32 protein-coding genes and 1 pseudogene are annotated in these 25,441 nt (G+C 37.5%); 19 read left to right on the top strand and 14 right to left on the bottom strand.

The features are described from left to right. Window positions 1–35: 35 nt before the first annotated feature. From HMPREF1154_RS06085 to HMPREF1154_RS06060, 6 genes are all read left to right on the top strand, one after another. Window positions 36–524 (top strand): dihydrofolate reductase, encoded by a 489-nt coding sequence (locus HMPREF1154_RS06085; protein ID WP_009641684.1) that lies wholly within the window; start codon window positions 36–38, stop codon window positions 522–524. Between the two features lies 1 nt (window position 525). Further along, window positions 526–1,761, top strand: coding sequence for an alpha/beta hydrolase (locus HMPREF1154_RS06080; protein ID WP_009641698.1), 1,236 nt, complete (start codon window positions 526–528; stop codon window positions 1,759–1,761). Between the two features lie 90 nt (window positions 1,762–1,851). Next, window positions 1,852–2,193: a 30S ribosomal protein S6 gene (gene rpsF / locus HMPREF1154_RS06075; protein ID WP_009641717.1), complete on the top strand. Its 342-nt coding sequence runs from the start codon at window positions 1,852–1,854 to the stop codon at window positions 2,191–2,193. 3 nt (window positions 2,194–2,196) lie between these two features. Continuing rightward, a complete protein-coding gene (rpsR, locus tag HMPREF1154_RS06070) occupies window positions 2,197–2,490 on the top strand; it encodes a 30S ribosomal protein S18 (protein WP_002670530.1) in 294 nt (97 codons plus the stop codon). A 16-nt stretch (window positions 2,491–2,506) separates the two neighbouring features. Further along, entirely contained in the window at window positions 2,507–2,959 is a 453-nt protein-coding gene (rplI, locus tag HMPREF1154_RS06065) for a 50S ribosomal protein L9 (RefSeq protein ID WP_009641694.1), read from the top strand. Window positions 2,960–3,035: 76 nt separating this feature from the next. Continuing rightward, window positions 3,036–3,740 carry a ComF family protein gene (locus HMPREF1154_RS06060; protein ID WP_009641708.1) on the top strand — a complete coding sequence of 235 codons (705 nt, stop codon included), beginning with the start codon at window positions 3,036–3,038 and terminating at the stop codon, window positions 3,738–3,740. Here HMPREF1154_RS06060 and thrC read toward each other — a convergent pair whose 3' ends face one another. From thrC to HMPREF1154_RS06020, 8 genes are all read right to left on the bottom strand, one after another. Next, window positions 3,741–5,018, bottom strand: a complete 1,278-nt coding sequence (gene thrC / locus HMPREF1154_RS06055) for a threonine synthase (RefSeq protein ID WP_009641660.1) — start codon at window positions 5,016–5,018, stop codon at window positions 3,741–3,743. A 39-nt stretch (window positions 5,019–5,057) separates the two neighbouring features. Further along, on the bottom strand, window positions 5,058–5,987 hold the full coding sequence (locus HMPREF1154_RS06050; RefSeq protein ID WP_009641686.1) for a Dyp-type peroxidase: 930 nt from the start codon (window positions 5,985–5,987) through the stop codon (window positions 5,058–5,060). Window positions 5,988–6,121: 134 nt separating this feature from the next. Then, the gene (locus HMPREF1154_RS06045; protein ID WP_009641707.1) at window positions 6,122–6,736 is read right to left on the bottom strand and encodes a hypothetical protein; all 615 of its coding nucleotides are present in this window, start codon (window positions 6,734–6,736) and stop codon (window positions 6,122–6,124) included. 22 nt (window positions 6,737–6,758) lie between these two features. Next, window positions 6,759–7,133: a hypothetical protein gene (locus HMPREF1154_RS06040; RefSeq protein ID WP_157231245.1), complete on the bottom strand. Its 375-nt coding sequence runs from the start codon at window positions 7,131–7,133 to the stop codon at window positions 6,759–6,761. 78 nt (window positions 7,134–7,211) lie between these two features. Beyond that, the gene (locus HMPREF1154_RS06035; RefSeq protein ID WP_009641729.1) at window positions 7,212–7,883 is read right to left on the bottom strand and encodes a nucleotidyl transferase AbiEii/AbiGii toxin family protein; all 672 of its coding nucleotides are present in this window, start codon (window positions 7,881–7,883) and stop codon (window positions 7,212–7,214) included. Next, window positions 7,864–8,133 carry a DUF6922 domain-containing protein gene (locus HMPREF1154_RS06030; protein WP_009641675.1) on the bottom strand — a complete coding sequence of 90 codons (270 nt, stop codon included), beginning with the start codon at window positions 8,131–8,133 and terminating at the stop codon, window positions 7,864–7,866. The genes HMPREF1154_RS06035 and HMPREF1154_RS06030 overlap by 20 nt, the downstream gene beginning before the upstream one ends. A 168-nt stretch (window positions 8,134–8,301) precedes the next feature. Further along, a complete protein-coding gene (locus HMPREF1154_RS06025; RefSeq protein WP_009641731.1) occupies window positions 8,302–8,790 on the bottom strand; it encodes a hypothetical protein in 489 nt (162 codons plus the stop codon). A 52-nt stretch (window positions 8,791–8,842) separates the two neighbouring features. Further along, on the bottom strand, window positions 8,843–10,369 hold the full coding sequence (locus HMPREF1154_RS06020; protein WP_009641692.1) for a GH3 auxin-responsive promoter family protein: 1,527 nt from the start codon (window positions 10,367–10,369) through the stop codon (window positions 8,843–8,845). A gap of 83 nt (window positions 10,370–10,452) precedes the next feature. Here HMPREF1154_RS06020 and HMPREF1154_RS06015 point away from each other — a divergent pair, with 83 nt between their 5' ends. Then, entirely contained in the window at window positions 10,453–11,250 is a 798-nt protein-coding gene (locus tag HMPREF1154_RS06015) for a DUF2797 domain-containing protein (protein WP_034567005.1), read from the top strand. A gap of 1 nt (window position 11,251) precedes the next feature. Here HMPREF1154_RS06015 and HMPREF1154_RS06010 read toward each other — a convergent pair whose 3' ends face one another. Continuing rightward, window positions 11,252–13,576 carry a TonB-dependent receptor domain-containing protein gene (locus HMPREF1154_RS06010; protein WP_009641666.1) on the bottom strand — a complete coding sequence of 775 codons (2,325 nt, stop codon included), beginning with the start codon at window positions 13,574–13,576 and terminating at the stop codon, window positions 11,252–11,254. A gap of 429 nt (window positions 13,577–14,005) precedes the next feature. Here HMPREF1154_RS06010 and HMPREF1154_RS06005 point away from each other — a divergent pair, with 429 nt between their 5' ends. The 12 genes and pseudogenes from HMPREF1154_RS06005 (at window position 14,006) to HMPREF1154_RS05955 (ending at window position 20,327) form a co-directional block, all read left to right on the top strand. Continuing rightward, the gene (locus HMPREF1154_RS06005; RefSeq protein ID WP_009641669.1) at window positions 14,006–14,587 is read left to right on the top strand and encodes a hypothetical protein; all 582 of its coding nucleotides are present in this window, start codon (window positions 14,006–14,008) and stop codon (window positions 14,585–14,587) included. A gap of 74 nt (window positions 14,588–14,661) precedes the next feature. After that, on the top strand, window positions 14,662–15,006 hold the full coding sequence (locus tag HMPREF1154_RS06000) for a hypothetical protein (RefSeq protein ID WP_009641710.1): 345 nt from the start codon (window positions 14,662–14,664) through the stop codon (window positions 15,004–15,006). A 65-nt stretch (window positions 15,007–15,071) separates the two neighbouring features. Next, window positions 15,072–15,548: a hypothetical protein gene (locus HMPREF1154_RS05995; RefSeq protein WP_009641721.1), complete on the top strand. Its 477-nt coding sequence runs from the start codon at window positions 15,072–15,074 to the stop codon at window positions 15,546–15,548. 62 nt (window positions 15,549–15,610) lie between these two features. Beyond that, the gene (locus HMPREF1154_RS05990) at window positions 15,611–16,051 is read left to right on the top strand and encodes an SMI1/KNR4 family protein (protein ID WP_009641672.1); all 441 of its coding nucleotides are present in this window, start codon (window positions 15,611–15,613) and stop codon (window positions 16,049–16,051) included. 24 nt (window positions 16,052–16,075) lie between these two features. Next, entirely contained in the window at window positions 16,076–16,648 is a 573-nt protein-coding gene (locus HMPREF1154_RS05985; RefSeq protein ID WP_009641653.1) for a hypothetical protein, read from the top strand. Window positions 16,649–16,660: 12 nt separating this feature from the next. Next, window positions 16,661–17,290 carry a hypothetical protein gene (locus HMPREF1154_RS05980; RefSeq protein WP_009641695.1) on the top strand — a complete coding sequence of 210 codons (630 nt, stop codon included), beginning with the start codon at window positions 16,661–16,663 and terminating at the stop codon, window positions 17,288–17,290. Between the two features lie 66 nt (window positions 17,291–17,356). Further along, window positions 17,357–17,746 (top strand): SUKH-4 immunity domain protein, encoded by a 390-nt coding sequence (locus tag HMPREF1154_RS05975; protein WP_009641718.1) that lies wholly within the window; start codon window positions 17,357–17,359, stop codon window positions 17,744–17,746. A 93-nt stretch (window positions 17,747–17,839) separates the two neighbouring features. Continuing rightward, on the top strand, window positions 17,840–18,295 hold the full coding sequence (locus HMPREF1154_RS05970) for a hypothetical protein (protein WP_009641658.1): 456 nt from the start codon (window positions 17,840–17,842) through the stop codon (window positions 18,293–18,295). A 66-nt stretch (window positions 18,296–18,361) separates the two neighbouring features. Then, a complete protein-coding gene (locus HMPREF1154_RS05965) occupies window positions 18,362–18,607 on the top strand; it encodes a hypothetical protein (protein WP_034567002.1) in 246 nt (81 codons plus the stop codon). Between the two features lie 196 nt (window positions 18,608–18,803). After that, window positions 18,804–18,944 (top strand): annotated as a pseudogene (gene imm9, locus HMPREF1154_RS13865) (Imm9 family immunity protein); the annotation flags it as partial. Between the two features lie 65 nt (window positions 18,945–19,009). Beyond that, window positions 19,010–19,645: an Imm43 family immunity protein gene (locus HMPREF1154_RS05960; RefSeq protein ID WP_009641641.1), complete on the top strand. Its 636-nt coding sequence runs from the start codon at window positions 19,010–19,012 to the stop codon at window positions 19,643–19,645. A 127-nt stretch (window positions 19,646–19,772) separates the two neighbouring features. Then, entirely contained in the window at window positions 19,773–20,327 is a 555-nt protein-coding gene (locus tag HMPREF1154_RS05955) for an imm11 family protein (RefSeq protein WP_034567001.1), read from the top strand. Window positions 20,328–20,521: 194 nt separating this feature from the next. On the opposite strand, the gene lysS is transcribed toward HMPREF1154_RS05955, so the two are convergent. From lysS to HMPREF1154_RS05930, 5 genes are all read right to left on the bottom strand, one after another. Further along, window positions 20,522–22,210: a lysine--tRNA ligase gene (gene lysS / locus HMPREF1154_RS05950; protein WP_009641670.1), complete on the bottom strand. Its 1,689-nt coding sequence runs from the start codon at window positions 22,208–22,210 to the stop codon at window positions 20,522–20,524. Window positions 22,211–22,312: 102 nt separating this feature from the next. Then, window positions 22,313–22,843, bottom strand: a complete 531-nt coding sequence (locus HMPREF1154_RS05945) for a hypothetical protein (RefSeq protein WP_232211978.1) — start codon at window positions 22,841–22,843, stop codon at window positions 22,313–22,315. Then, on the bottom strand, window positions 22,830–24,119 hold the full coding sequence (locus HMPREF1154_RS05940) for an AAA family ATPase (RefSeq protein ID WP_009641662.1): 1,290 nt from the start codon (window positions 24,117–24,119) through the stop codon (window positions 22,830–22,832). Before HMPREF1154_RS05940 ends, HMPREF1154_RS05945 begins: the two co-directional genes overlap by 14 nt. A 16-nt stretch (window positions 24,120–24,135) precedes the next feature. Next, window positions 24,136–25,161: a Holliday junction branch migration DNA helicase RuvB gene (ruvB, locus tag HMPREF1154_RS05935; protein WP_009641697.1), complete on the bottom strand. Its 1,026-nt coding sequence runs from the start codon at window positions 25,159–25,161 to the stop codon at window positions 24,136–24,138. Window positions 25,162–25,193: 32 nt separating this feature from the next. Then, window positions 25,194–25,436: a hypothetical protein gene (locus tag HMPREF1154_RS05930; protein ID WP_034566999.1), complete on the bottom strand. Its 243-nt coding sequence runs from the start codon at window positions 25,434–25,436 to the stop codon at window positions 25,194–25,196. Window positions 25,437–25,441 lie beyond the last annotated feature (5 nt).

The raw sequence follows: 25,441 nt of genomic DNA, 5'->3' as shown, positions 1-25,441 counted from the left end.
AAATTGTACATTTGCCTCGTCTTAAAATCACAACCATGTCCTTAACGCTCATAGCTGCCTTAGACCTTGACAATGGTATAGGCAAGGAAAACCAACTACTATGGCACTTGCCTGATGATTTTCAGCACTTTAAGCACCTCACCATGGGTCATTGTGTGATTATGGGGCGTAAGACCTTGGAGTCCCTCCCTAAGTTGCTGCCAAAGCGTACTCATATTGTACTCTCTCGAGATAAGAATTATCATAGGGAGCATTGTATAGTAGTATCCTCTATGGAGCAGGCAATTGCCATAGCACAGGAGCAGGACGAACAGCCCTTTGTAATAGGCGGGGGAGAGGTATATAAGCTAGCGATGCCTTATGCAACAACCCTTGAACTCACACATGTACAAGCACACTTTCAGGCAGATACTTTCTTCCCTGAGATTGACCCACAACGCTGGCAATGCGTAAGACGGGACTTTCACCCTCAGGACGAAAGACATGCCTATGATTTTTATTTTGAAACCTATAAACTTTTATAAGATGAAAAAGCTATTACTAACGCTTTTGGTGCTTCTCTCTGCTCGTATGGGAGCACAAATAACCTCCGAAAACTTGGGTTCCAAGGATATGGATGGTACTCGTAAAGTAACTGTCGTACTGCCCGACGGCTATGACAAACGTGAAAAATATCCACTCTTTGTGGTGCTCAATGCTAGCCGACTTCTGGAGCCTACGGTAACAAGCTTTCGCTATTTCTCTCGTACCGGAGAGGTGCCTCCCTCTATCATTGTAGGAATCTATAACGATGAAGACGATGTAACTGTACCTGAAGAAACAGGGGTACCCTTTAATGATACAGCGGTCTTCTTTGAGTTTGTCGGACAAACAGTCATTCCTCGTGTGCAAAGCAAATACTCCACCAATGACTTTAGAGGAATCATTGCCGATGGCGAAGCGGCCAACTTTATTAACTACTACTTGCTCAAGGAAAATTCGCTTTTTAACGCTTATATCTCCCTCTCTCCCAATATGATGGAGAAAATAACCAACTCTATTCCAGAACAATTGGCTTCCTTCAAGACACCTATCTTCTACTATCTCGGTTGGACACAAGACGAGGACAATGCAACCTTGAAGAAGATAACCGACTTAGACAAGCTTATGAGTGTCAAGAAGTTAGATCGTAGTTTCTATTTCTCTCAACCCTTTCCCAAAATCACCACCAGTACCGTTTCTATTATGGGAATCTCTGAGGCCTTGAACCTCTTCTTTGAGGAATACCGCCCTATCTCCATGCGAGAATATGCAGAAAAGGTACTCAAGGTACAGAACAATACCACCCAGTATTTGCAAGATAAATATAAGAAAATAAAGGATTTATATGGTATAGACAAGGAGCCACTCTTGGATGATGTCAAGGCGATCTATGCCGCTATTCTTAAGAATGCCGATTTCGAATCCATTCCTATATTAGTCAAGTATATCAAGCCTTATTATAAGGATACTGCCTTACCTGACTACTTAGAGGGGGATTACTACTTGCGTATTCAAGAACCACAGAAGGCATTCCGTTCTCTTCAGCGTGCTTATGGGGCTAAGGAAATAGACTTTGTAACCAAAGAACTCGTTAGCCAGACCCTCGAAAAGCTCCAAAAGGACTATCGAGGTAGTCTAAAAACCAAAAAAGGTGATGTCGTTGTAAAGGAGCAACCTCAAGAGCAACCTGCTGATACAGAGAGTAATAGTACAGAAACACCTGCCGAAGGACAGCAATAAGTTAGGCAAAGAGGAAATTTGTTCAAAATAAATTTGGTGTATATCCAAAAATGTTATATCTTTGCACCTCAAATTAAATAAAAAGTTTTTATGAATCATTACGAAACTGTTTTCATTTTGAATCCCGTTTTATCTGAAGCACAGATAAAGGAAGCAGTTGAGAAATTTGAAAATTTCTTAACCTCAAAGGGTGCTGAAATGGTAGCAAAAGAAGATTGGGGCTTAAAGAAATTGGCCTATTCCATTCAAAACAAAAAGAGTGGATTTTATCACTTATTTGAATTCAAAGCACCTGGCGATATTATCGAGAGCTTTGAAGTAGAATTCCGCCGCGATGAGCGCGTGATGCGTTACCTCACCGTGAAGCTCGAAAAAGAAGCAATCGCTTGGGCTGAGAAAAGAAGAGCAAAGTTGAACAGTAAAAAAGCCTAAAACATGTCTATCGAACAACAAGCAAAAGGAAAAAAAGAGGGAGATATCAGATATCTAACCCCACTGAATATAGATACCAACAAAAACAAAAAATATTGCCGTTTCAAAAAGTTAGGTATCAAATATATTGATTACAAAGACCCTGATTTCTTATTGAAATTTATTAACGAACAAGGTAAGTTGTTGCCTCGTCGTATCACTGGTACTTCTCTGAAGTTTCAACGAAAGATCGCAGTAGCCGTTAAGCGTGCTCGCCACTTAGCTCTATTGCCTTATGTAGCCGATTTGTTAAAATAATTAATTCAAGGAATCAATGGAAATTATACTTAAAAATGATGTCCCTAACCTAGGGTTTAAGGACGATATAGTAACCGTGAAGAACGGATATGGGCGTAATTATCTTATTCCTCAAGGCCTTGCTCAGCTGGCTACTCCTTCTGCTAAAAAGGTGTTGGCTGAGAACTTAAAACAAAGAGCTTTCAAGGAAAAGAAAATTATTGAAGATGCTAAGCAATTGGCTAAGGCTCTCCAACAGTTAGAAATAAAAATTGCTGCTAAAGTAGGTGCAGGTAACAAATTGTTTGGTTCTGTAAACCACGATGACCTTGCAGAAGAACTCCTTAAGGCTGGACACCAAGTAGATAAGAAATATATCTATATCGCTGGGGGTAATATCAAGCAAACAGGTAAGTACGAGGCCTCTGTACGTTTGCACAGAGAGGTAATCGTTGCACTACCTTTTGAAATAGTAGCCGAAAATAACTAAAGTTTTATTCATAGATTTTGGATTTAAAGCGAAAACCATCTCCTTGTGAGATGGTTTTTTTATATAACCTATTGCTATGACGCTTTTTTCTGTTTTTAAGGATATAGGAGCGTTCTTATTTCCTCGTTATTGCTTGGGCTGTGGCCAAATAATCAGCCGCCAAGAACAATTCCTATGTGTGACTTGCCGCCATGAGCTTAGGCAAACCCACTTTCACTTACTCCCTGATGAGCGTAACCCTATGATTAGGAAGTTCTTCGGGAGGGTAGTGGTACAGAAAGCCTCTGCCTTACTCTATTATGATAAGGGAGCCGTCTCCCAGCGACTGATACATGCCCTCAAGTACCATGATAGGGAGCAGGTAGGTCTTTGGCTGGGACAGTGGTACGCTACAGAGCTGGTGGCCAATGGCTATTTCTCACAAGTGGAGCTGGCCCTGCCTGTTCCTCTACACCCTAAGAAAAAGAAAAAAAGAGGTTACAATCAAGTAACACTCTTTGGTAGTACGCTTGCCGATGCCTTGCAAGTGACTTATCGTGAGGATCTTTTGCTCAAACAAACGTATAATTCGGCTCAGGCCAAAAAACACTGGTTGGAGCGACAAAGAACCTCTGCCGAGACCTTTGTACTTACTGACCCCAAAGCCGTTGCAGGCAAGCATGTGCTTATTATAGATGATATAGTTACCACCGGCGCCACCCTCGCCCAGTGTGCAGCCTTGCTTATAAAGGCAGGAGCAAAGGTGAGTTTTGCCTGTATGGCCTATAGCAATGATGAGTAACTAACTAAGTAACAATTCTTTGTAATCCTTATAAGAATTGGGAATACTCTTTTTATGACAAGTACTCAAATCTACTTCAGGGACAGGAAAAGAAGGAATTACTTGGCGGATCACTTGGTCAAACTTCTTAGGGCTGGCGGTACTTAGTACGGTGCCGTATTGGGAAGGAAGTAGGGTTTTTTGCAAAGCTAAGTGTCCCACTGCCGAATGAGGATCAAGGATATAGCCTAGGGTATTATGTATATAAGCGATTTCGTCCAAAGTTTCTTTGTCAGAGATCACCACAGCAGTAATCATCTTGCGAATGGCCTCAAGGCTATGTCCAAAAAGCTCTTGGATACGTACAAAGTTGCTCGGATCCCCCACGTCCATGGCATTGGAGAGGGTTGCAACTGAGGCTTTGGCCTGATAGCTTCCTGTTTGTAAGTATTGGGCAAAGGTATCATTGGCATTGTTGGCGGCTACAAACTTGCTTACAGGTAGTCCCATAGCGTGAGCATATAGGCCGGCGGTGAGGTTACCAAAGTTTCCACTGGGGACAGCCACCACCCAATCCTTGCCGTCTAAGAGGTCTTTTACCTGCTTGTAAGCAAAGAAGTAGTAAAGCATCTGAGGGAGAAAGCGAGCAACATTGATAGAGTTGGCACTGCTCAGCACGCGTTCTGCCTTGAGAGATGCATCGGAAAGGGCTTGCTTTACAAGGGCTTGGCAGTCATCAAAAGTACCCTCTACCTCTACCGCTTGTATATTGGCGCCTAAGGAGGTCATTTGGTATTCTTGGAAAGGGCTTACTTTTCCTTTGGGGAAGAGGATGACCACTCTTACTCCCTCCACTTTGTAAAAGCCATTGGCCACGGCACTCCCCGTATCACCAGAGGTAGCCACCACTACTGTAGTGGGGTTGTCCTTATCGGAGAATTTGCCTAAGCAACGCGCCATAAAGCGTGCTCCTACGTCCTTGAAAGCCATGGTAGGCCCATGGAATAGTTCCAATACAGAGGTATTACTTAAGAGTTCCTTTACAGGCGTATCAAAGACAAACACCTCTTCCAAAACCTTTTGGAGTTCTTCTTTGGAAAAACTGTCATTGACATAGGGGTAAAGCGCCTCTGTAGCGATTTCTATATTGTTTTTTTGAGTAATTTCCTCAAAGAAAGAAGTGGGTAGGGAGGGAATATGTTCGGGAACAAAAAGTCCTTTGTCCTTTCCCAATCCTCTTAGGGTAGCTTCCTTGAAGGAGACGATTTCGTCCTTATGCTTGATATTGTAATAGTTCATGTGCAATGTGTTTGGTGTGGTTCTGATATTTTTCTATGATTAGCCAGCAAAGTCGTCCAACATATCTAATGAAGGGACAAAGAAGAGGGTACCTGTTTGGGCAGTACTGAAATCCAACAAGCGATCGTAATTACCCACGGGGTCGCCTACAAACATGTTAGTAAGCATTTTCTCTACAGTACTGAAGGTGTTTGCATAGCAAATAAAGTAAGTACCCATCTGGTGGCTCGCAGGGTCATGGAAAGGCATATTGTCTCTGACTACTTTTAGGTCGTCCCCCACATTGGCAAGCGCAGAATGGGCATTGGAAGGCTTGGTATCATCGTCCATCTCTATATCCATCTCTTTGCTGCGACCTATGACTTTTTCTTGTTCGCTTACAGGGAGCGCATGCCATGCGCTCATATCATGTACATATTTTTGGACAAATAGGTAGCTGCCTCCTTGATAATCAGGATCTTCTTCACCTACTACGGCAAATTGTTCTCTTTCTTCACCTTGAGGATTTTCAGTACCATCTACAAAACCGATGATAGCACGTCCGTCCCAATACCTGAACCCTTGTACATTGACTACACAGTCGGCTATAGGCTGCATCACCTCAGTAATAACGGCGGCCATGTCATAAGCCAAACTGGGGTTATGTGCGCGAATATGAAAATGTAGGTCACCTTCGGTGGCTACCGCTGTATGCTTGCTGCCTTTGATAGGTTGAAAATCTTTGAGTTCCTTAGGTAGGGGGGTAGGTAAGCCCAAAGTAAGCCACCCGATATGGCTAATACCAATAGTTACACTTGCACGGGCTTCAGGGAAGCGATCGGCTACCGAGTTGTTGAGGTTTCCTACCAAACCACATACCTTGGAGAAAGCAGCCTTGAGTTGAGCTTTGTCCGCCTCTTTTTTGAATGTCCATACCAAGAATATGGTATTATTATTAGGCAAATCAGTTACGTTCTGATAATTCTTCATACTTTTATTCTGTATAAGATTTTAATTAATAGCAAGTTACGCTATCTATTTCAGATTGTTTTCTTTAAGGCACAAAGATAAGATATTTCTTTGGGCTTTGCAAAGAGTTTTTGCCCTTGTTTTAGGAAGATAGGTTATATACTGCGTACCAAATATAATAGGATATTTCCATTGATTTTCTTAAAAAGATATTTGATGCTATATCCCCCTACAACATCCTCTTCCATAAAACTGATACTTATCTGGAAAGAATCTTCCGATAGGAAAGAAAAGTCAATAAGGGTAGTTTTTTCCTTATTCCAACACTTAAATTCTTTCTCTTTGACAATCTCCTCTATGCTTAATTTTTCAAAAAGGGCTATATACTTCTTAGGAAATAATTTGTGGTAGATTTTTATAAAGTCTTCTCTGACAATGGGTTTGTCTTCTGTTGTAAAGTCATCTCTATAGACGATATCTCCGTATAACATTTCATAAAGCGGTCCTTCGTCTTTGAGAGGATAATGTATCATAGTATCGGCTATCTTTGTGACCTGTCCTTGTGATAAGCACACCTGAAGTTCTTTCAGAAAAGAGGAGAGTTCTGTATCATTAATCTTTTCTTCCTTTTCTGTGTTTTTGATTATTCTTTGGGTATGTCTATTAGATGCTTCTTCAGTATTTAAGATAGTAGTGTTATTATCTTTATCAAAGGTTACTCTTTGCTGGCAGCCCAAAAAGAAAGGCATAAGGAAAAGGTATAGGTACATTGTCATATTCTTATAGGAAAACTTAGTTGATATTGATTTCAGGGGTCGTTACCTTCAAGTCATAACGCTTTTTCTGGTAGATATAGAAAGTTTGTATCTCAAAATAATAGGTTCCATAGGATAAATAAGGAAAATAAGTACTAATACTGCTCTGAGGTGCTATCTTTATGGTGTTATTTTTGGTATTTCCTAAATAAAAATAATCCTCAAGGCACTCATAGCAGCTATACAATACCTCTTCAGTATAGTGTTTTCCCTCTTTCCTAAAGCCCAAGATATGAGTACTTGCTTCTTTGCTTTCTTTTTTCAGTTTAGAAAAGAGCTGTATGGTATCCATAGTGGCATTCCTAATCTCCATAAGGGGTGTGTGCTCTTGTACTCTTAGTGTTACTTTCAAAAAAAGTTCATTTTGACTATATATAAAAGCAGGAAAGCAGAGGAAGTAAAACAGAATACTAAGGAGTTTCATAAAAAATCATTTCTTTTGTCTGTTTTTATGGGAGATTTGAAATAATTCGTTGTATTTTCTCTCTATATCATCTTTTATATTTTCCCAACTTTCATTTATAAGGCTAATAACTTTATTATTTCTTTCTTTTTCATTATTTGCATCTTCAAAATATATTAGAGACCTTTTTGCCATTTCCAAATTATCAATATTATATTTTCTTTGATAGTCATCAAAGATCTCTTTTAAGGTAAATTCTTTTAATAATTCATGTAAATCATAAAAATCTTTACGAGAACCTCTGTTGGTTATGGCGCTAATTTTCATAGCACTGATATCAGATTTTGAGGCTAAGCGAATCCCCTTTATTGTTTCTACCTCGAAAAAAGGGAAAGGATATTCAATGATATCGACTTTTACCTCACCTATGTACAGGAAAATACCTATTTTATTAATACTAATAATCTCAGCAGTAGGGAAAACCTTTTTAATCATATTTGAGATCGCCATATTTTCTTCTATATTAGGAGAAGGATTATATCTAAATATATCTAAGTCTATTGATATTCTGTGTTCATACCTTAGAGCCAGATTAGTTCCTCCAACCAAACAATATTCGGAAAGTTCCTCTAATGACATTAATTTCTTAAGTAACTCTATTTGAGATTTTCCTACAGCCTTATTGTCTTTTATCTCCATAGTTGTATAATTTTTCGTAATAATTTATACATACATCATCGGTTTCAGTAGATTTTTCCACAGCTTCTTTTATCTCCTTCAAAGAAAAGTTGTCTTCTATAAAATGGATTTCCCTATCTGTTCCTCTCATCATAATTCTACCGATGATAAAGATTTTATCTTTCTCTAAATCTAAATCTTCAAAAGAACAATCCCAAAAAACTCTTGGATTTATATTTTTTCTGAATTTTTTTTCTAAATCTTTATTCATAAATTTTTATTTTTTTAATCTATTTTAATTTGTACAGAAGTAAAATATTAATTTCCTTGTGCCATTCCATACATAGCTATTAGTGGAATACAAAGTAATTCATAAGATAGGCGCCAAAAAGCACAATGGCTATTGAAATATTATATTTCCAAAAAAACTCTTATTGAATCACCTATCATTAGTTATAGACCTTTTATGGATAAATAGAAGCATCAAACAGCATATAATCAAGCTAAAAATGAGAGATGTAAAAAGTCCTATGGTCATATCATTTATATTTCCCATGACGTTAGCGCCTATTATATTTTGTTGGCTATTAGATTTTAATCCATAGTAGCTATAAAATATAACTGATAATTGTAGGACAATGTATATACAAGCAAAAATAGGGATAGACTTATTTTTTCTCTCAACTATGGTTCCCTTGTTTCTAAAAAGAATATATCCCCCCAATAAAGAGATGATTAAAGCATTGACTATTGAAAAAACGGCAACTTTATCAACAAAATTGTATATTACATCTGTAGTTGTGGAGCCAACATTGTCTTCTATTTGGAATTTTAGGGATACATAACACCCCATAAGATACATAATATCAAATACAATAAAGAGCAACAACCCCAATATAATTAGTATTTTGATGATATTTTTCTTCATAGTAATTCTTATTGCGTCTTAACGAATGAGACTATACCATCATTTCCTACTATTAATTAGCATTACTGTCCTTTAGCTTCCAGATTGCCTCAAAGTAATCACGGGTATTGGAAAGGCGCGGAATCTTATGTTGGCCTCCTAACTTGCCGTTTTCTTTAAGCCAATCGTGAAAGAGGTTCTTTCGGGCAATGTGTATCTTGGGCATAGCAAGGGTCATATCGTTATAGCGCTTGGCCTCGTAATCGGAGTTAAGTGCTTTTAGTTCAGTGTCCAAGGTGCGGGTGAAGGCTTCTATATCCTCAGGGGCGGTTTCGAACTCAATGATCCACTCGTGTCCGCCGCTCTTGTTGCCTTGCATGAAGATAGGTGCCACGGTGTATTCTATTACGCTACAATGATGCTCATGGCAGGCTCTTTTGAGCGCTTCCTCGGTATTTTCTATGATAAGCTCTTCCCCAAATACATTGATATGGTGCTTGGTGCGTCCTGTAATCTTGATACGATAGGGCGAGGTGGAGGTAAAGCGTACCGTATCACCTATCTGGTAACGCCAAAGTCCTGCATTGGTGGTGATCACCATGGCGTAGTTCTTACCTATCTCTACCTCCCATAGGGGAATAGCCTTTTGGGAAGGGGTACCAAAGCTGTCCATAGGGATAAACTCATAGAATATACCATAGTCCAGCATCAGCAGCATTTCGTCACTGTTATTTCTGTCCTGTATGGCAAAGAAACCCTCGGAGGCGTTGTAGGTCTCATAATAACGGAAACTATCGGAGGGAATAAGTTGCTTATATTGGTCTCGGTAAGGGACAAAGCTCACCCCGCCGTGGAAATATACCTCTAAGTTTTTCCATATCTCTAATATGTTTTCTTTGCCTGTATAGGCAAGCGCTTGTCGAAGGAGCACCATCATCCACGAGGGGACACCTACCAGGCTGGTTACATTCTCACGAGAGGATTCCGCTATAATAGCCTTCATCTTGGCTTCCCACTCGCTCATTAGGGATACTTTGGTGGAGGGGGTACAGCTGAACTCTGCCCAGAAAGGGAGGTTGTCTATGAGTATGGCTGACAAGTCGCCAAAGATAGTTCCGTTTTCCTCATATAACTCCTTACTGCCCCCAAGGCGTAGGCTCTTTCCTGTAAAGAGGTTGGAGTCGGGGTTGTTATTCAGGTATAAGCAAAGCATATCCTTGCCTGCCTTATAGTGGCAATACTCAAGCGCTTCCTCACTTACAGGGATAAACTTGCTTTTGGCATTGGTCGTACCGCTACTCTTGGCAAACCATTTGATAGGAGTACGCCAAAAAAGGTTCTCCTCCCCACGACGGGCACGCTCTATCATGGGTTCTATATCCTCATAGATAGAGATGGGGATACGTGCGGCAAAATCCTCATAGTTACGAATGGAAATAAAGTCGTATTGCTTGCCCATCTCGGTACTCTGTGCGGCTTCTAAGAGCTTGGCACATACGTTTTCTTGTACTTCATGAGGGCGTTTGATGAATTCTTCTATCTGGTCTATACGCTTGCGCAAGAACCAAGAAGCAATGGAATGGATAATCGTTAAAGCCATATTTTCTAAAAAAGATGTTCGGAGTTTGGTTTATTTTTACTACTTTTGTCAATCATTATAGCGGACGTAAAAGTACAAAAAATATGAATACCTACCAAACGGTTTTAAGAAAAATGCGAACCGAGGCACAAACGCCTGTACAATATTATCTTTCTTTAGAGGAAGGAGAGCTACCCATGAACGACCTATTAGGACAACAGCTCACCCTGCGCTTTGCGGGTTACCACTGTTTGCACTGTGGGCAACCCAAGGAGATCTACAGGCAGGGACTCTGTAAGAAATGTTTTTTTGAAGCCCCAGAGGTGGGGGAGTGGATCATCCGCCCAGAGCTGAGCAAGGCACATCTGGGTATAGAGGACAGGGATTTGGCTTACGAACAGCAGGTACAGCTACAACCGCACTTGCTTTACTTGGCCAACTCCAGTGAGGTGAAAGTAGGCGTTACCCGCAAAACACAGATGCCTACCCGCTGGATAGACCAAGGCGCTCATGAGGCCTTGGTAATGTTGGAGGTACCCAACCGCTACTTGGCAGGGATAGGGGAGGTCGCCCTCAAAGCGCATATCTCCGATAAGACCAATTGGCGTAAGATGCTTACCAATACCGTCCAAGTAGTGGATCTCAATATGATCAAACAAGGCTTAAAGGCGTTTCTACCCCAAGAGACCTTGTCTTACTTCAGTGAAGAAGTACCTATCTATCATATCAACTATCCCGTCCTTAGGTATCCTACCAAAGTGACAAGCCTCACCATGCCCAAGACCCTACAGTATCAGGGCAGGCTTATGGGAATCAAAGGGCAATACCTCCTCTTTGAGGATAATACCGTCTTCAATGTACGCGGACACGAGGGGTTTGTTGTGGAAATTAGTTTTTCTTAAATTATATTCGGTTGTTTTCCTCCTCACTTATTTCTTTTCCTTTGTATTTGCTTTGGGTAGTGTTGAAGTTATAGCTTATCCCTATCTTGAAACTAAAATTACTGTAGCTATAGGCGGTACTGTTACTGATGTATGAGTTTTGTATACGGGCATGTCGGTTCAGCCCATTATAAAAGTCGGAGGCTACAGCATATACAGAAAGTGATTGGTGGAAGAATGCACGTGCTACTCCTACAAATACACCACTTACAGGCTTGTATATGTAGTAGGCTTCTTGCATAGATCCTTTGCTCTTATAGAGAAGCATAACTAAAAAAAGCCAATTCTCTGAAGGGGTGATTTGGTTCATCCATTCTACTGAAAAAAGGCCTTCACTTTTGTAAAACACCTTATCAGCAAAAGGCTTTTCATAGGTAAGGGTAAGTTTAGGCATCCACTTTCCTATTTGTTTTTGAGCATTAAGTGCACATTTCAGTAGGCTAAAATCGTCATAATTACGAAGGATTTCTTCTACTGCATCGGAGTTGATAGAAGAGAGTTGGTAATCGGCATAAATTCCCTTGTGAATATGGGAATAAGTAACGGAAGCTGATACAGGGCCATAAGTGGCCAGCGTATTCCACTCATCAGTGAGTTGAGGTGTAATATAAGGGTTTCCGCGATTGTACAGGAAAGAAGAAACATAGCTATTGTAGTCACTGAGATCATGGAAGGCAGGGCGCTTAATCTTGCGCGCATAGCTGAAAGTTATTTGAGTTTTCTCCCAAGGGAAAGCTACCGATACATTAGGCAACCAATCTCGATAGGTCTTACTTTTCGCTTCGCTTTTCTGCTCGTTTTCATAATAATCAAAATCAGCATACTCATAGCGTGTGCCAAGTTTTAGATTTACCTTTTTGATAGGATAGGAAAAACTAAGAAAAGCATCCGAACGAGTTTCGTTATTTTTAGCATTGAAGGCAGAAAGTACATTGTCTTGGTAATTCTCAGTGCGGTGTAGGTTACTTACCTCAACACCATAGCCAATAGTCCCTTTGCCTAACTGTTGAAAGAAAGTGGTCTTGAGCCCCCACCAATTAGAAATCACATCGGAATGCGTGTGTACGTTGCGAGAGGTTGTATTAAGGAGGTTGTGCTCGACAATGTCTGAAGTATTATCAGAACGCAGACCGATATAATCCACATCAGTTTGCATTTTTAGCACATCAGTGAGTTTGCCTTCGTAATAGGCATTGACACTGAGTTTTTTGTCTTGCTCAAATTGGTCATACTCATTACGTCCCTGAGCAGTAAGCAATTGGTTCTTATAAGTGGTCGTTTCTTGAGTGCTAAAGTTATGTCCGCTGAAAGGTATAATACTCCCTCTTATGCTCATACCCAGAGAGTGTTCTTCAGAGAATTCGTGTGCAAATCCTATCTTTGTTTTAATGTTTTTGTGCTGATTTTGACGGGTTTCATCATTGAGTACTCGCCACTGGTTATTTTGGGTAAATACTTGTAAATCCTGAGCTACATTATAGTCTTCTTGGTTAAAATGATTATCATTACTTATGCTTGTAAACCAGTCGGTTTTCCCTTTACGATAATTGAGGCTTAGCCAAGTTTCATCCATTATGCCTTTTTTGAAGAAATAGAAGGTGTTTTCAGCTGCCCCACTAAGTCCATCTCCTGGTTTCTTTTTGAGTATGATGTAGATAACAGCGCCTACTGTATTATCGTACTCTGCGCCTGGTTGGGTTTCCATCTCTATACGCTCAATATCTTTTGGAGATAGCTGATACACCTCATCAAGGTTACGCACCCTGCGATTATTAATATAGAAGATGGGATTCCCCTTGCCAAAAACCTCAAAACCACTGCCTGTATAGGAAGTACTAACCCCAGGTAGAAAGTTCAATAGCATATCGGTAGTGGGCAATTTTTGCAAGGTAGATTGTGCTACATTGGTACTAATGCGAGTGCCTTTCTGTTCCAAAATAGGACGGCGGCGGGCAGTAACAACCACAGCATCTAATTCATTAGAAGTGGGAATTAGAACAATCGTACCTAAATTACTACTTGTAGGAGACAATACTTCCTCTTGGTATTCCAAATGTGTGATTTTAATAAGCACCTTTTTGCTATTAGCGGGATTGGGTAGTTCAAAAGAACCATGTCCATTGCTGATAACTCCCTTTACTAAGGTAGAATCAGGGAGCGACATCAGGATAATATTTGCATCACTGATGGGCTTCTGATCGGGGTTGACCAATGTACCTCTAAAAGTAGTCTGTGCAGCAGTAGTGGCACTAATGACTAAGAATAGTAATAGGATAATATTTTTCATCTTTGCAAGTTTTATGGTTAATGAAGATGGTTGTTAATTCTTTATCACAAAAGTACAACAAAATTAGATATTATGTGGCGTGTATAATGTTAAAAAAAACAAACTTTTCGAGAAACTTGAATATAAACACTAATAATTTTTTGTGATTTCCAGCTTTAGGACTTCCATCCAATTGAACGTAAGCTAAGTCTAATTTCTTCTTGCTTAATAAATTCAACTATATTCACAGAAAGTTGCCATTTTACCCCATTTGTTCAAGTAGTAATAGGACATTATTGCTCTTAAATTCTCTTTTTCCTACACTTAAAAAAGAAATAATCCATTTATTTATTGTATCTTTGCCCAAAGTTACTGAGTTTTAGCGACTTCTTTTTTAGTGAAAAATTTAAAATTTCCATACAATAATGGAAGACCAGTTTATTATGTGCTATGAAAAGGAATATTATAATATTTTTTATAGTTTATATCTGTAGTGGATGTAGCTATTATAGCTTATATTTTGATAGGAATTATTATAGGATAGCAACAGAAGAAGAAGGAGTGGATGGCATTCGTCCTATTTTACCTCGCTTTCGTTTAGCAAAACCCGAACCTTATCAATTAAAATCTGAAGACCTAATTGATACAAATGTCATCTATACAAGAAAAGATATGTTTAATGACCTTGATTTTTTACGTTTTTTTGCGAATGGACGGGTAAGTTCAGGTTATTTAGAAGGGGATAGTTTACAATATAATAAATTAAAGTTGAGCACTATAGGTTATTATCGTATGCGAACCTCAACAGAATTAGAAATGCAGGAATTTATACCTTACAATTACACTCATGCTTCTTATGAATATAGTCGTGGGATTATTAGAGGAGATACTATTTTTATGTTTTCAGATCCACCCAAAAATAAAAAATTACCAGAACCATTTATAAAACCTAAATTACCCAAAGAACATAGTAATTGTATTTTTTACATCAAGCAAAAAGTAGATACCCTTACAGGCACTCCTGACTGGTAAAACAAAAATATTTACCTAACAAATATTTACCTATATATCTCTTATGTCGAACTCACGTTAATTTATATATCGATATGCAACATTACAAAACAATAAAAGAGCTTATCAAAGATTACAAGCAATTGCCTTACCCTGGTATAATTTATATCGAAGGAGAAAAAAAGGACAATTATCAAGAGGCAGCATTTTGGGTTTTATCAAGTAATGAGGATAAAGAACAAAATTCAGTTGAAACTAAGTACGGAGAAGTTCCCGAATCATTAGCCCAATTTGAAGTAGCTTACTTTTCAGGAGTAGGAATTTTTCAAGACATTATAGACAATAAGCTTGAACATAATGAATTGCTAACTACCGAGGATACAGACGTCCTTTTAGGAGCTATTGAGCATTACTTTGAGTATGATGATTTTCAGGATTAAGGAACGAGTAACACAGAATTAGTCTACCAATTATAGAGCAAGTCTATCAAAATACAAAAACTAATATGCAAACAGATAAGTTTAACACAGTACACGAGTTAGTCGAATGTATTAATGATTATTGGTATGAATATATTTCTGAAGGGTTTAATTTCTTGAAGAAAGAAATACACTTTATAGCCGATTTCTTTCCTTTTATAGATGTAGGAGTATTACCCTTTTCAATTACCGAGTATGTTCAAAAACAATTATCCTACCTTGAATTAACCTATAATGACTTTGAAATAAAAGCAACAGCATTGAAAAAGGATTTCTTTGCGAATCTTAGTAAATACAGGGGGCATATAGATGAGAAAACAAGAGAACAACATTTAGTAAATTTACTATTATGTTTCTTTTCTAACCATGTAGAAGAAGAAGAGTCTATTCTATACTATGTTCTTGATGATCTCCTATTTTTTAAAGTCCCCGAAGAGTTTATAATAGAGAAACTACATCAATATTTTACTGATATTATACATGTCATAGATCATAAAGAATGAAATATTAAGTACATTGTTAAGCTTCCAACGCTTTACCAATCCATAAAAGACATTTTATAAGTATGAAAATAGAAGCAATTAACAAAGGGAGTGAAGCAAAAGCCCTTGCTTTTCAGGAGTTTTTAGGCTTTACCTTACCCGATGATTATTTTAATTTTTTAGCCCAAAATGACGGAGCTATCATTGATGAAGCCTATTTCTATGTAAAGGATATAGAGGAATACATTATGTTTGAGCTTTTCTATGATATAAAAGAATGTATAGAAACCTATGAAGAGTTCCATGAGGATTTTCCTGAAAAAAGTCTTGTTATCGGGACAGATCCAGGAGGAGGGATGCTCCTTTTAGTAACCACAGACGTGGGTGATTTCTCCAAAGGGATTTATTTCTATGACCATTCTCACTTTTTTGAGGCTTCCAATAGTGATTGCAATACCTACTTTGTATGCGATACATTCAGCGAGTTTATAACCATTTTAGAGCATACCACTCTGCCACAATAAGTAACATTCTTAGATACAATAAATATGGACATATATCAATTAATTGATGATTCTTCTTATAAATCTTATAAACTAATAGGAGGTACTTCAAAGCTTATTACCTTTAAAGGACAATCCTTAATAGATTCTTGGGAAGAATTAGAAGGAGAAGTCTATAAAAACTTCGACAACAAAGGGAAAAAAGACGGTTTTGACACTCGTGTAGCTGGAGCTTTTTTAGTAATGGAGAAAGAAAAGGCAATACTTTTTACCCAAAGAATTAATGTGAAAGCAGAATTATTACCTTTCAAATTTATCAATGTAAAAAAGGATTTTGTTTTTATCAATATCCAAAATATAATAGAAGGAATAAATAATGAAGGGGTAAGTCATTTAAAGAGAATGGAATTATACAGAAACAAAGATTTGTATTTTTATGAAGAGGCTTCTAAGAATATACTATTTAGGGATGCTACTTCAGAAACGAAATTATTTTGCACTCAAGAGTTGGAAAACATTCTTAATGAGTTGGATATCAAAGGGCTTGCTCTTGAAAAAGTAGGTAAAGTAGCGCCTATACCATCTTTCCCTAAGGAAAGGAATATTTTCAACAAGTAGCATCAAATTAAAATGACAGAAGAAGCGCGAACAGAAGCATTCTTGGAATATAAAGAATATAAGGAATATATACAACGTGAATTTCAATATATCACTAAGGATAATATACTGTTTTGGAATTTGTGGAATATATCCTATCCGTTTGATGTGTTAGCTACTTATAAAGAGGCATATCCAGAGGAATACACTCTATTTAGTGAGATGTATTTTTCTTGTTGGGAAATGTCATATCAGGTAGATGAGAAAAGGGAAGTGTTAGTGTCTGTTTTTGAACAAACCTATCCTTTTGTGATAGATGAGCAAGGAGAAATTATAAATCCTAAGAATATCTTACAGCAAAAATACGAAAGTTATGATGATGAAATATTGCCTGAACTGTGTATTCTTCTCTTAATAGGTCGCTTTGATGAGATTTACAGAGGGATAAAACAAAAGGCAGAAAGGTATGGAGAGCGTGCTATCAATGCGCCAATGGAAGTCATTTCTTCTATCATCGCCTCGTACAAATGGGGGTATCTTTTCGATAATATGGATAAGAGTGTTGTCAGAGATGAAGTCAATGCCCAAATGAAATTAGTAAAAACACTACAAACATCCCGTCTTTTTTCTTTAGAAGATAGGAATATTTTTAGAAATAAGTAATAGTCTGTGAGAAAGCAAAGGAACGTTCGGTAAACACCTGTTAAAGAGTAATTTATCTAAATAGAAATGGATATATTAGAAATAGAGAAAATAATAAAAAACTTTTTAGACTTTAGCTTTATAGGGCTTTCTTTTAAACTTCCCGTTTATACAGAAGGTGATTTTTATATTATAGGAGTTGATTACGAGGATAAAATAGGGGTTAGTCATAGCAACCACTCTGTTTATTCCCTATCAGAGAGTATTCTTTTTATAAATTCGTCCTTGAACCAACTCTTTGATTGCTTGCTGTTTTTTACTGAAAACTTTGATTTTCAAGAAGAATACAGTGATACATTACGGTTGAAAAAGCTAAAAACTATAAAAAGCCACTTTTTTAAAATAGACACTCCATGTTTGGAGCCAAATACTTGGTGGAGTTATATCTTAGAACAAGTAGAGGAGGGGATATTATAGTGTTACAAGCGCTATTTATTTAGATACATGCTACATAATGAAGAACTTTGTTTGGCTATCAGAGGTAGGAAAAATTCTATAAAAATATTTAATATGAATCTGGAAGAAATTGACAAATATATAAAGTGGAAAGACAGATGGTCTAAGAAAGATAATATTGACATGTATCAATATATAAGCTTTAATATCCATCCTGATGATATTTTAATCATAGGTAAATTACTATTTCCTGAGATTATAGAAATTGAGGATTGTATTTTTCTAAAAGATAATTTTGATGACTTTCTTTATAAGAATCTCAAGAAAAGATATAACAATAGTAGAGAAATAGAATTTGAGATAAATAAATTAAAGTTATATGATTTATTTGCTCATTGTACGGATACTATAGATGATAAATTATTTAGAAAGATAGGTGAATTCATACAATTTTCTTGGAATATTTATTTTAAACATAAATTTCCTAATAAAAATATAGTGATAGAATACATAAGTGATCCCTATAACTATGGTGATGTATTGTCCTTCTATGTAGAAAAGCAGAAGTAGTTATCAATCCAACAACGGGTAAAATTGTATCTATTAATCAACTTCAACTAAAAAAGGAAAAAGATTATGCAAAGAGTGAAATTAACGATAAAACAATATTATTTTTTGCAAGATTTAATAAAACAATCTATAATTACTAACGTTTTCTATAAGGATAATCATATAGTCATTATTGAGTTATCTGAAGATGATATGGATAAAATAAGAGATTTAGCATTAGATTATCTTGATATATATGGCTTTGATAAAGATTATGAACTGACAGAATCAGGAATATTGGCAGAGGAACTGGTAGACAAATTGTATACTTAGTCTTCATGATGACATGAATTTTAATGAGCTGATAGAAGAATAGAAGAAAAGCTGGACAAGTGTATGTAACTAAAAGTAAAGCAAGAGGGTGTAAATCATTATGATAATAGATGTTTATAAAAATATTCTAACTATATCTATAAAAGAGACATATATAGACCAATTTTATAATTTTTAGCCCAAAGTCAATGAGAAATATTCTATCGTAGTTCCTTTTGATTTTAATGATTACAATGATTTATCTCAATACATAGTTGATAGTTCAAAACGATTGATTGACATATCTTTAGAAAGAACTTATACCCTTAAAGGGAAGAAAATAAAATTAGGAAAGTAGCTGGTGCTCAGTTTATCTTATACAAAAAATCAATGAAATAATTGTACGTTTATTTATAACAAACTATGAAAGAAGAATTGTTTATATGGTTTATGACTACAACACGCTGGAGAACAGGGGTGCCCCAGTTCTTTTACAATGCTGAGTTATCGGATTTAGAAAATCCTACTAATTCTGATTGGAAATATATGAAAAACATCCCTTCTCAGATGCTCCTTACCTATAAAAACAAAGGGAGTGTTAGGTTTGACTGGGTTTTCTATAGAAATAGAATAATGGTTGTCTCAGAAGAGTTTTTATCTTTCCTATCAGCGTATTGGGAGGAAAATCGCTATGTGGTATCTCCTTGTTTGGTACAAAACTCGAAAGGAGTATCTTGCTCCGATAAGTCCTACTTTGTTCTTTTCCTTTTAGAGGTAGATAATTCCTCTTTTATCTTGGAAGAAGAAGGGAAAAAACGTATAGCGGGTAATCGTTTTGAATATCTATACCCGAATATAACTATAAAAGAGCAGAGAAAAGGCGTGTTCTATTATGATAGGATAGCTTATGAAGAAGGGTTGCTATTCACAGAAGAGACAAAAGACATTGTTTTGAGTTCATTCTATAAGCCTGAGATTTATTTGATAGAAGATTTTCCTACAGCTTATAACAATATGAATAAAAAAGAAGAATTTTTGCCTAAATGTATTATGAAGTAGGGGAGAGAACCCTATCAATAGCAGATTCATCAAACTAATGTTATAATAGAGCATGAAATTTTTGTGCAAACTATCTAATTCTTTTAGTTTGCTTATAAAAAACAGACACTGTAAAACAAATTAAAGCATGTATTATAAACTTTCACAATTTTACAAACGAGATGTTAGCTTTACTTATAGTGAAGCGCAAAATCCTATAAGTTGGTTAGATTTCTTTTCTGGAGAGAGATTGAATATTGAAACCCCTTTAGTTTTTAGCGTAGACAGATTGGATACTTACCTTCACACATATGATATATTACCTACCATTGGAACGCCTTTGGTAAGTAGTAGGTTTAGGAATTTATTTTCGAATTTGGTTGATAATAAGGAAATAGAATTCTTCCCTGCTCATATAGTAGATAAGAAGGGGAACTATGATGATACTTTTTTTGCATTGAATATTTTACAGTTAATTCCTTGTCTGGACAAAGAAAAATCTATTTTTGAAATAGATGAAGACAACTATTATTCTATAAAGAAATGGTTTATAGAGGCTCAAAAAATGGAATCTTATTCTATTGTACGAATGAAAGAACATAGCTCTTACATAATAGTATCTGAAGAGTTTAAGAATATTTGTGAAAGAGAAAAATTAAAAGGCTTTAATTTTACGGAAGAGGGCTATTCCATTTGGCGTTAAGCGCCCATGTGTCTAATATTGATAAGAGAACAATATCCCTATTACACAAACATAGAAAATTTGTAAGATCTGAGGGAGCTTTTGTTTATATAGAACCTACGTTAAAGATTAAAGATAAGGATAAAGGGTTACAAAGTTTCAGCTAAAACTCTATAACCCTTTATTTCCTATTGGTTCTAATCACTAACCACTAATCACTGACCACTAATAGATACAAAAAGTGTTTCCCCTTCTTTGCTGACAGCCGCTACTTTCTTAGTGGTAAGTCCCTTGATCGCCTTATCCCATTTCTTATTGGAAAATTCGGTCTTAGCCTTAAGGTCTTCCAAAGGTAACTTGTTATCCTTTTTAAGCAGGTCAAGGATTAGTTTTTCGTCATCGGAGAGTTCTACTTCCTTGCGTTCAGGGCGCATCTGTGGGAAGAAGAGTACTTCCTGTATGGTCTCGTTGTTGGTTAGGAACATAATAAGCCTATCCATACCGATACCTAGCCCAGAAGTAGGCGGCATACCATACTCTAAGGCGCGGAGGAAGTCTTGGTCTATGAACATCGCCTCATCATCACCACGTTCGGAGAGTGCCATTTGTGCCTCAAAGCGTTCGCGCTGATCGATAGGGTCGTTTAGCTCGGAATAGGCATTGGCGATTTCCTTACCACATACCATGAGTTCAAAGCGTTCGGTAAGGTTTTTGTCATTGCGGTGTTCTTTGGTAAGTGGCGACATCTCTTTAGGATAGTCGGTGATAAAAGTAGGCTGGATAAAGTTGCCTTCGCACTTTTCTCCGAATATCTCATCAATGAGTTTACCTTTGCCCATGGTATCATCTACTTCTATACCAATGGATTGGGCGAAAACTCTAAGTTCGTCCTCGCTCTTTCCTGTAATGTCAAAGCCTGTAAAGCGTTTGATGGCTTCGGTCATGGTAACACGCGGATAAGGTGCTTTGAAATCCACTTCGTGCTTGCCAAAAGTTGCTTTGGTAGTACCATTCACCGCCTTAGCACAGTATTCCAAGAGGTTTTCGGTGAATTCCATCATCCAGTTGTAGTCCTTGTAGGCCACATAGATCTCCATTCCTGTAAATTCAGGATTGTGGGTTCTGTCCATTCCCTCGTTGCGGAAGTTCTTGGCAAACTCATATACCCCATCAAAGCCCCCTACGATCAGGCGCTTAAGGTAGAGTTCGTTGGCAATACGCATATAGAGCGGAATATCCAAGGCATTGTGATGGGTAATAAACGGACGCGCGGAAGCCCCCCCAGGAATCGCCTGAAGGATAGGGGTTTCTACTTCTATATACCCATGATTGTTGAAGTACTCACGCATGGCGTTGAATAGGCGGTTACGCTTGAGGAACACCTCTTTTACCTGCGGATTCACTACCAAATCCACATAACGCATACGGTAACGTTGTTCTACATCGTTGAACTCATCGTGTACCTTTCCTTGGGCATCTACCTTAGGGAGGGGGAGCGGACGTAAGGTCTTACACAAGACTTTGAACTGCTTTACCTCAATGGATTTTTCCCCCATATTGGTCGTGAAGAGGGTACCTTCTACCCCGATAAAGTCGCCTAAGTCAAGGAGTTTTTTGAACACCTCATTATAGAGGGTCTTGTCCTCCCCTGAGCAGAGGTCATCGCGCTTGAAGTAGAGTTGTACGCGACCAGAGCTGTCCTGCAAGGTAGCGAAAGAGGCTTTCCCCTGAATACGGAAGGACATCAGGCGGCCAGCTACCACTACCTCCTTACCTTCTTCGTATTGGGTTTCTATGTCTTTGGCGAGGAAGTTCACAGGGAATAGCTCTGCAGGATACGGATTGATGCCTAATTCCCTAAGCTTTGCGAGCTTCTCTCGACGGATTAGTTCTTGTTCGGTCATTTTATATAGATTTATGAGGGCAAAAGTACAAAATAATGATTAATGAGCAATGATGAATGATTAATTATTAACAATATTTTTATTATGGGTAAATGTCCTTTTCTAGAAGAAGGTTTGTTTTAGTTCGTCTATACTAATGGCTTTGTAGTTCTGATGCAGTTCTTGACTAATATTGAATAATAATCTTTTTGCTATTTCTAAAACAGGCTTCCCTTGTGGGCTATAAGGCTTAAAGACAAGATAGTAGGTGTTTTTGATAGGAAGAGTATCCCCCAATAGTTTTATAGAATCCTCAATTTTTTTACACAAAGCTCTTCTACTTTTATTACCATTAAAATAATTGTTGGGGTTTTCTACATTCAGTTTTATTTCTACTAAAATAACTCTTTTCCTTAATTCATCACTTACTACAAAACAAGTATCTACAGAACTGTCTTTGTTTTTCTTCAGTTGGGTTGCTATTTCATTTTGTATATCATCTAAATCAAGAGCTACGACCTCAGTGAAATAGTTGGGGATTGTTTTTAGCTGATTGTCATTTGTTAGAATAATCAGATTCAAATCTTTCACAAAAGTAGGGTAAGCCTTTGCAATAGAATGGTTTAGTGTTTCTATTCTATTATAGGTCATCATGATCACTCTCTATACTATATTGACTAATTCTATCTATAGCGATATTAAAGGAACCAAAAATAGGTGCTATATCACTTCCTAAAGCTCGGTAGTTATACAAATAGTCTTCTTCAGTCTTTTCAGCTAAATAGTAATTCACATTATCCAATACGCCTTCTTTTTCAGCTATATAGCGGATAGCACTCACCATGTCAGGGTTATGACTTGCCAAAAAGAATTTTACGCCTATATGCTTGTGTAAGAGCACGATCAAACGGGCATACTCTACAATCCATTGGGGGTGTAAGTGCGATTCAGGTTCGTCTATAATTAGCAATGTACGATTATCTATATGTCCGTTTTTGAGTAACAGCTGAATGATTGAAAAAGCTTTAATCCCTGTGGCTACTTCATTGAGGTCAAAGGTTTTACCATCGGCACGAGTAAAAGAGAAATCACTATATGGCCAGTCTATATTATATTCAGCTTCTCCATGGATATTATCAGATATAAGAGAAAGCATTTCCCTTTGATAGCTTTTTATGTCTCCCTGTTCCTTTAGTAATTTGTTAAGTTCATCCCAGTGATCAAAATTCGATACGGAAATAGACATAGGAGTGTCAATATAGATAGCTTTATTTACCATAAAAGGAAGAGATAAGTTTTCTTTTTTTAAAGATACAATTACCTCATCGTCTTCTGAAACTTCAAAGATTTCAGGAAGTTTTTCTTCAAAAAGATCTAATAATTTTTCTATAAATAAGGAGGTAGGCCTTTTTTGTATTTTATTTTCAGCTTGTTTTATTTTTTCTTTTACAAAATATTTTAATCCTTCAATTCCTTTTTCTTGTTGATCTTCTAATATATCATCAACATAACGATTATATCTAGAGTTCTGTATATCTAATTTGGCGTATAATTCCTTAATAAATGTAATTAAATATAATTCTATTTCTTTAAGAGATAGATTTTTGTAGGTTTCTTCACTTCTTAAGTCTTTAATTTTATCGTATTTCTTTACATCAATAATCCTTCTATTGATATTACCGTCTTTATTGATAGCAGTATAATATGTGATGTTTAAAAAATAAAATAAATCATGAAAATTTCGCATTAATTCTTCCTTTACCAACACCTCATAATTAGAGGAGGTATTGAACAGGTAGTACAATAGCTTGGAAATGGTACTTTTTCCTGAGCTATTTTCTCCAGCAACCACGGTGATCCCACTAATCTGTATAGCAGCATAACCAATGGCGCGGAACTTCTCAGTAACTACTTTTATATTGGATTGCATAGCTTTTACTTTTCACTTAAAACAGCGTGGGTTGCCCATCATGGAAGCGTACTTTTCCTAAGTGCTTATAAGCCAAATCGGTAACCTCACGCCCGCGGGGGGTACGAATGATAAATCCTTGTTGGATCAAGAAAGGTTCATATACCTCTTCTAGTGTTTCAGCATTCTCGGAAACGGCAGTGGCCAAGGTAGTGATCCCCACAGGGCCGCCCTTGAACTTGTCAATGATAGTAAGGAGTATCTTATTGTCCATTTCGTCCAAGCCATGGGCATCTACATTGAGGGCTTTTAGGGCAAAACGAGTAATCTCTATATCTATCTTGCCATTGCCTTTTATTTGGGCAAAGTCGCGTACACGTCTGAGCAGTGCATTGGCAATACGAGGGGTACCTCGGCTACGTCCGGCTAGCTCTATGGCAGCCTCTTCGGAGATAGGTGTCCCTAAGATATAGGCACTGCGCTGGAGAATAGAGGCTAACAGTTCGGTAGTGTAGTACTGCAACCTACTTTGGATACCAAAACGTGCTCGCATAGGTGCGGTAAGTAAGCCCGAACGGGTAGTAGCCCCAATAAGGGTAAAGGGGTTAAGGTTAATCTGTACCGTACGAGCATTGGGGCCGGACTCTATCATGATGTCTATCTTATAATCTTCCATAGCCGAATAAAGGTATTCTTCTACGATGGGGCTTAGGCGGTGAATCTCGTCAATAAAGAGTACATCACGAGGTTCTAAATTGGTCAGAAGCCCTGCCAAATCCCCAGGCTTGTCCAGCACTGGGCCTGAGGTGATTTTGATACCCACGCCCAGCTCATTAGCCAAGATATTGGCAAGGGTTGTTTTCCCCAGTCCAGGAGGGCCATGGAAGAGGGTATGATCGAGGGCTTCTCCACGGAGATTAGCCGCCTTGACAAATATTTTAAGGTTTTCCAAAATAGCCTCCTGCCCCGTAAAGTCATCAAAAGAAAGTGGCCGTAAGGCGCGCTCTATATCTAACTCTTGGGGAGAAAGGTTACTCTTTTCTGGATTCAGGTTTGCATTCATGATCAATGGTTCAGAGAAGCTATTAGTTCCTATTATTGAAAAACTTTGTCTTTGTTTTTTGAGAATTCTTCTGCTTCTTTCATAGCTTTTAGGGTAGTCGTATTAGGGATATTTTCAACAGTCTTTTGTTCTTCTTGTAAAAGTTTAGGCCACATATTGGAACCAAAAACTAAATCCTCATCTAATACCTTTATTAGTGGTTTTTCTTTGAATTTCAAGAGATAATCCCACATAGTTAAGGATTTGTGTTTTTTAGAGTTACTTTCCTTTTTCATATAAA

Origin of the sequence: Capnocytophaga sp. CM59 (genome assembly GCF_000293175.1) — a bacterium.
Lineage (GTDB): Bacteria > Bacteroidota > Bacteroidia > Flavobacteriales > Flavobacteriaceae > Capnocytophaga > Capnocytophaga granulosa.
This window is presented reverse-complemented; position numbering and strand designations above follow the sequence as displayed.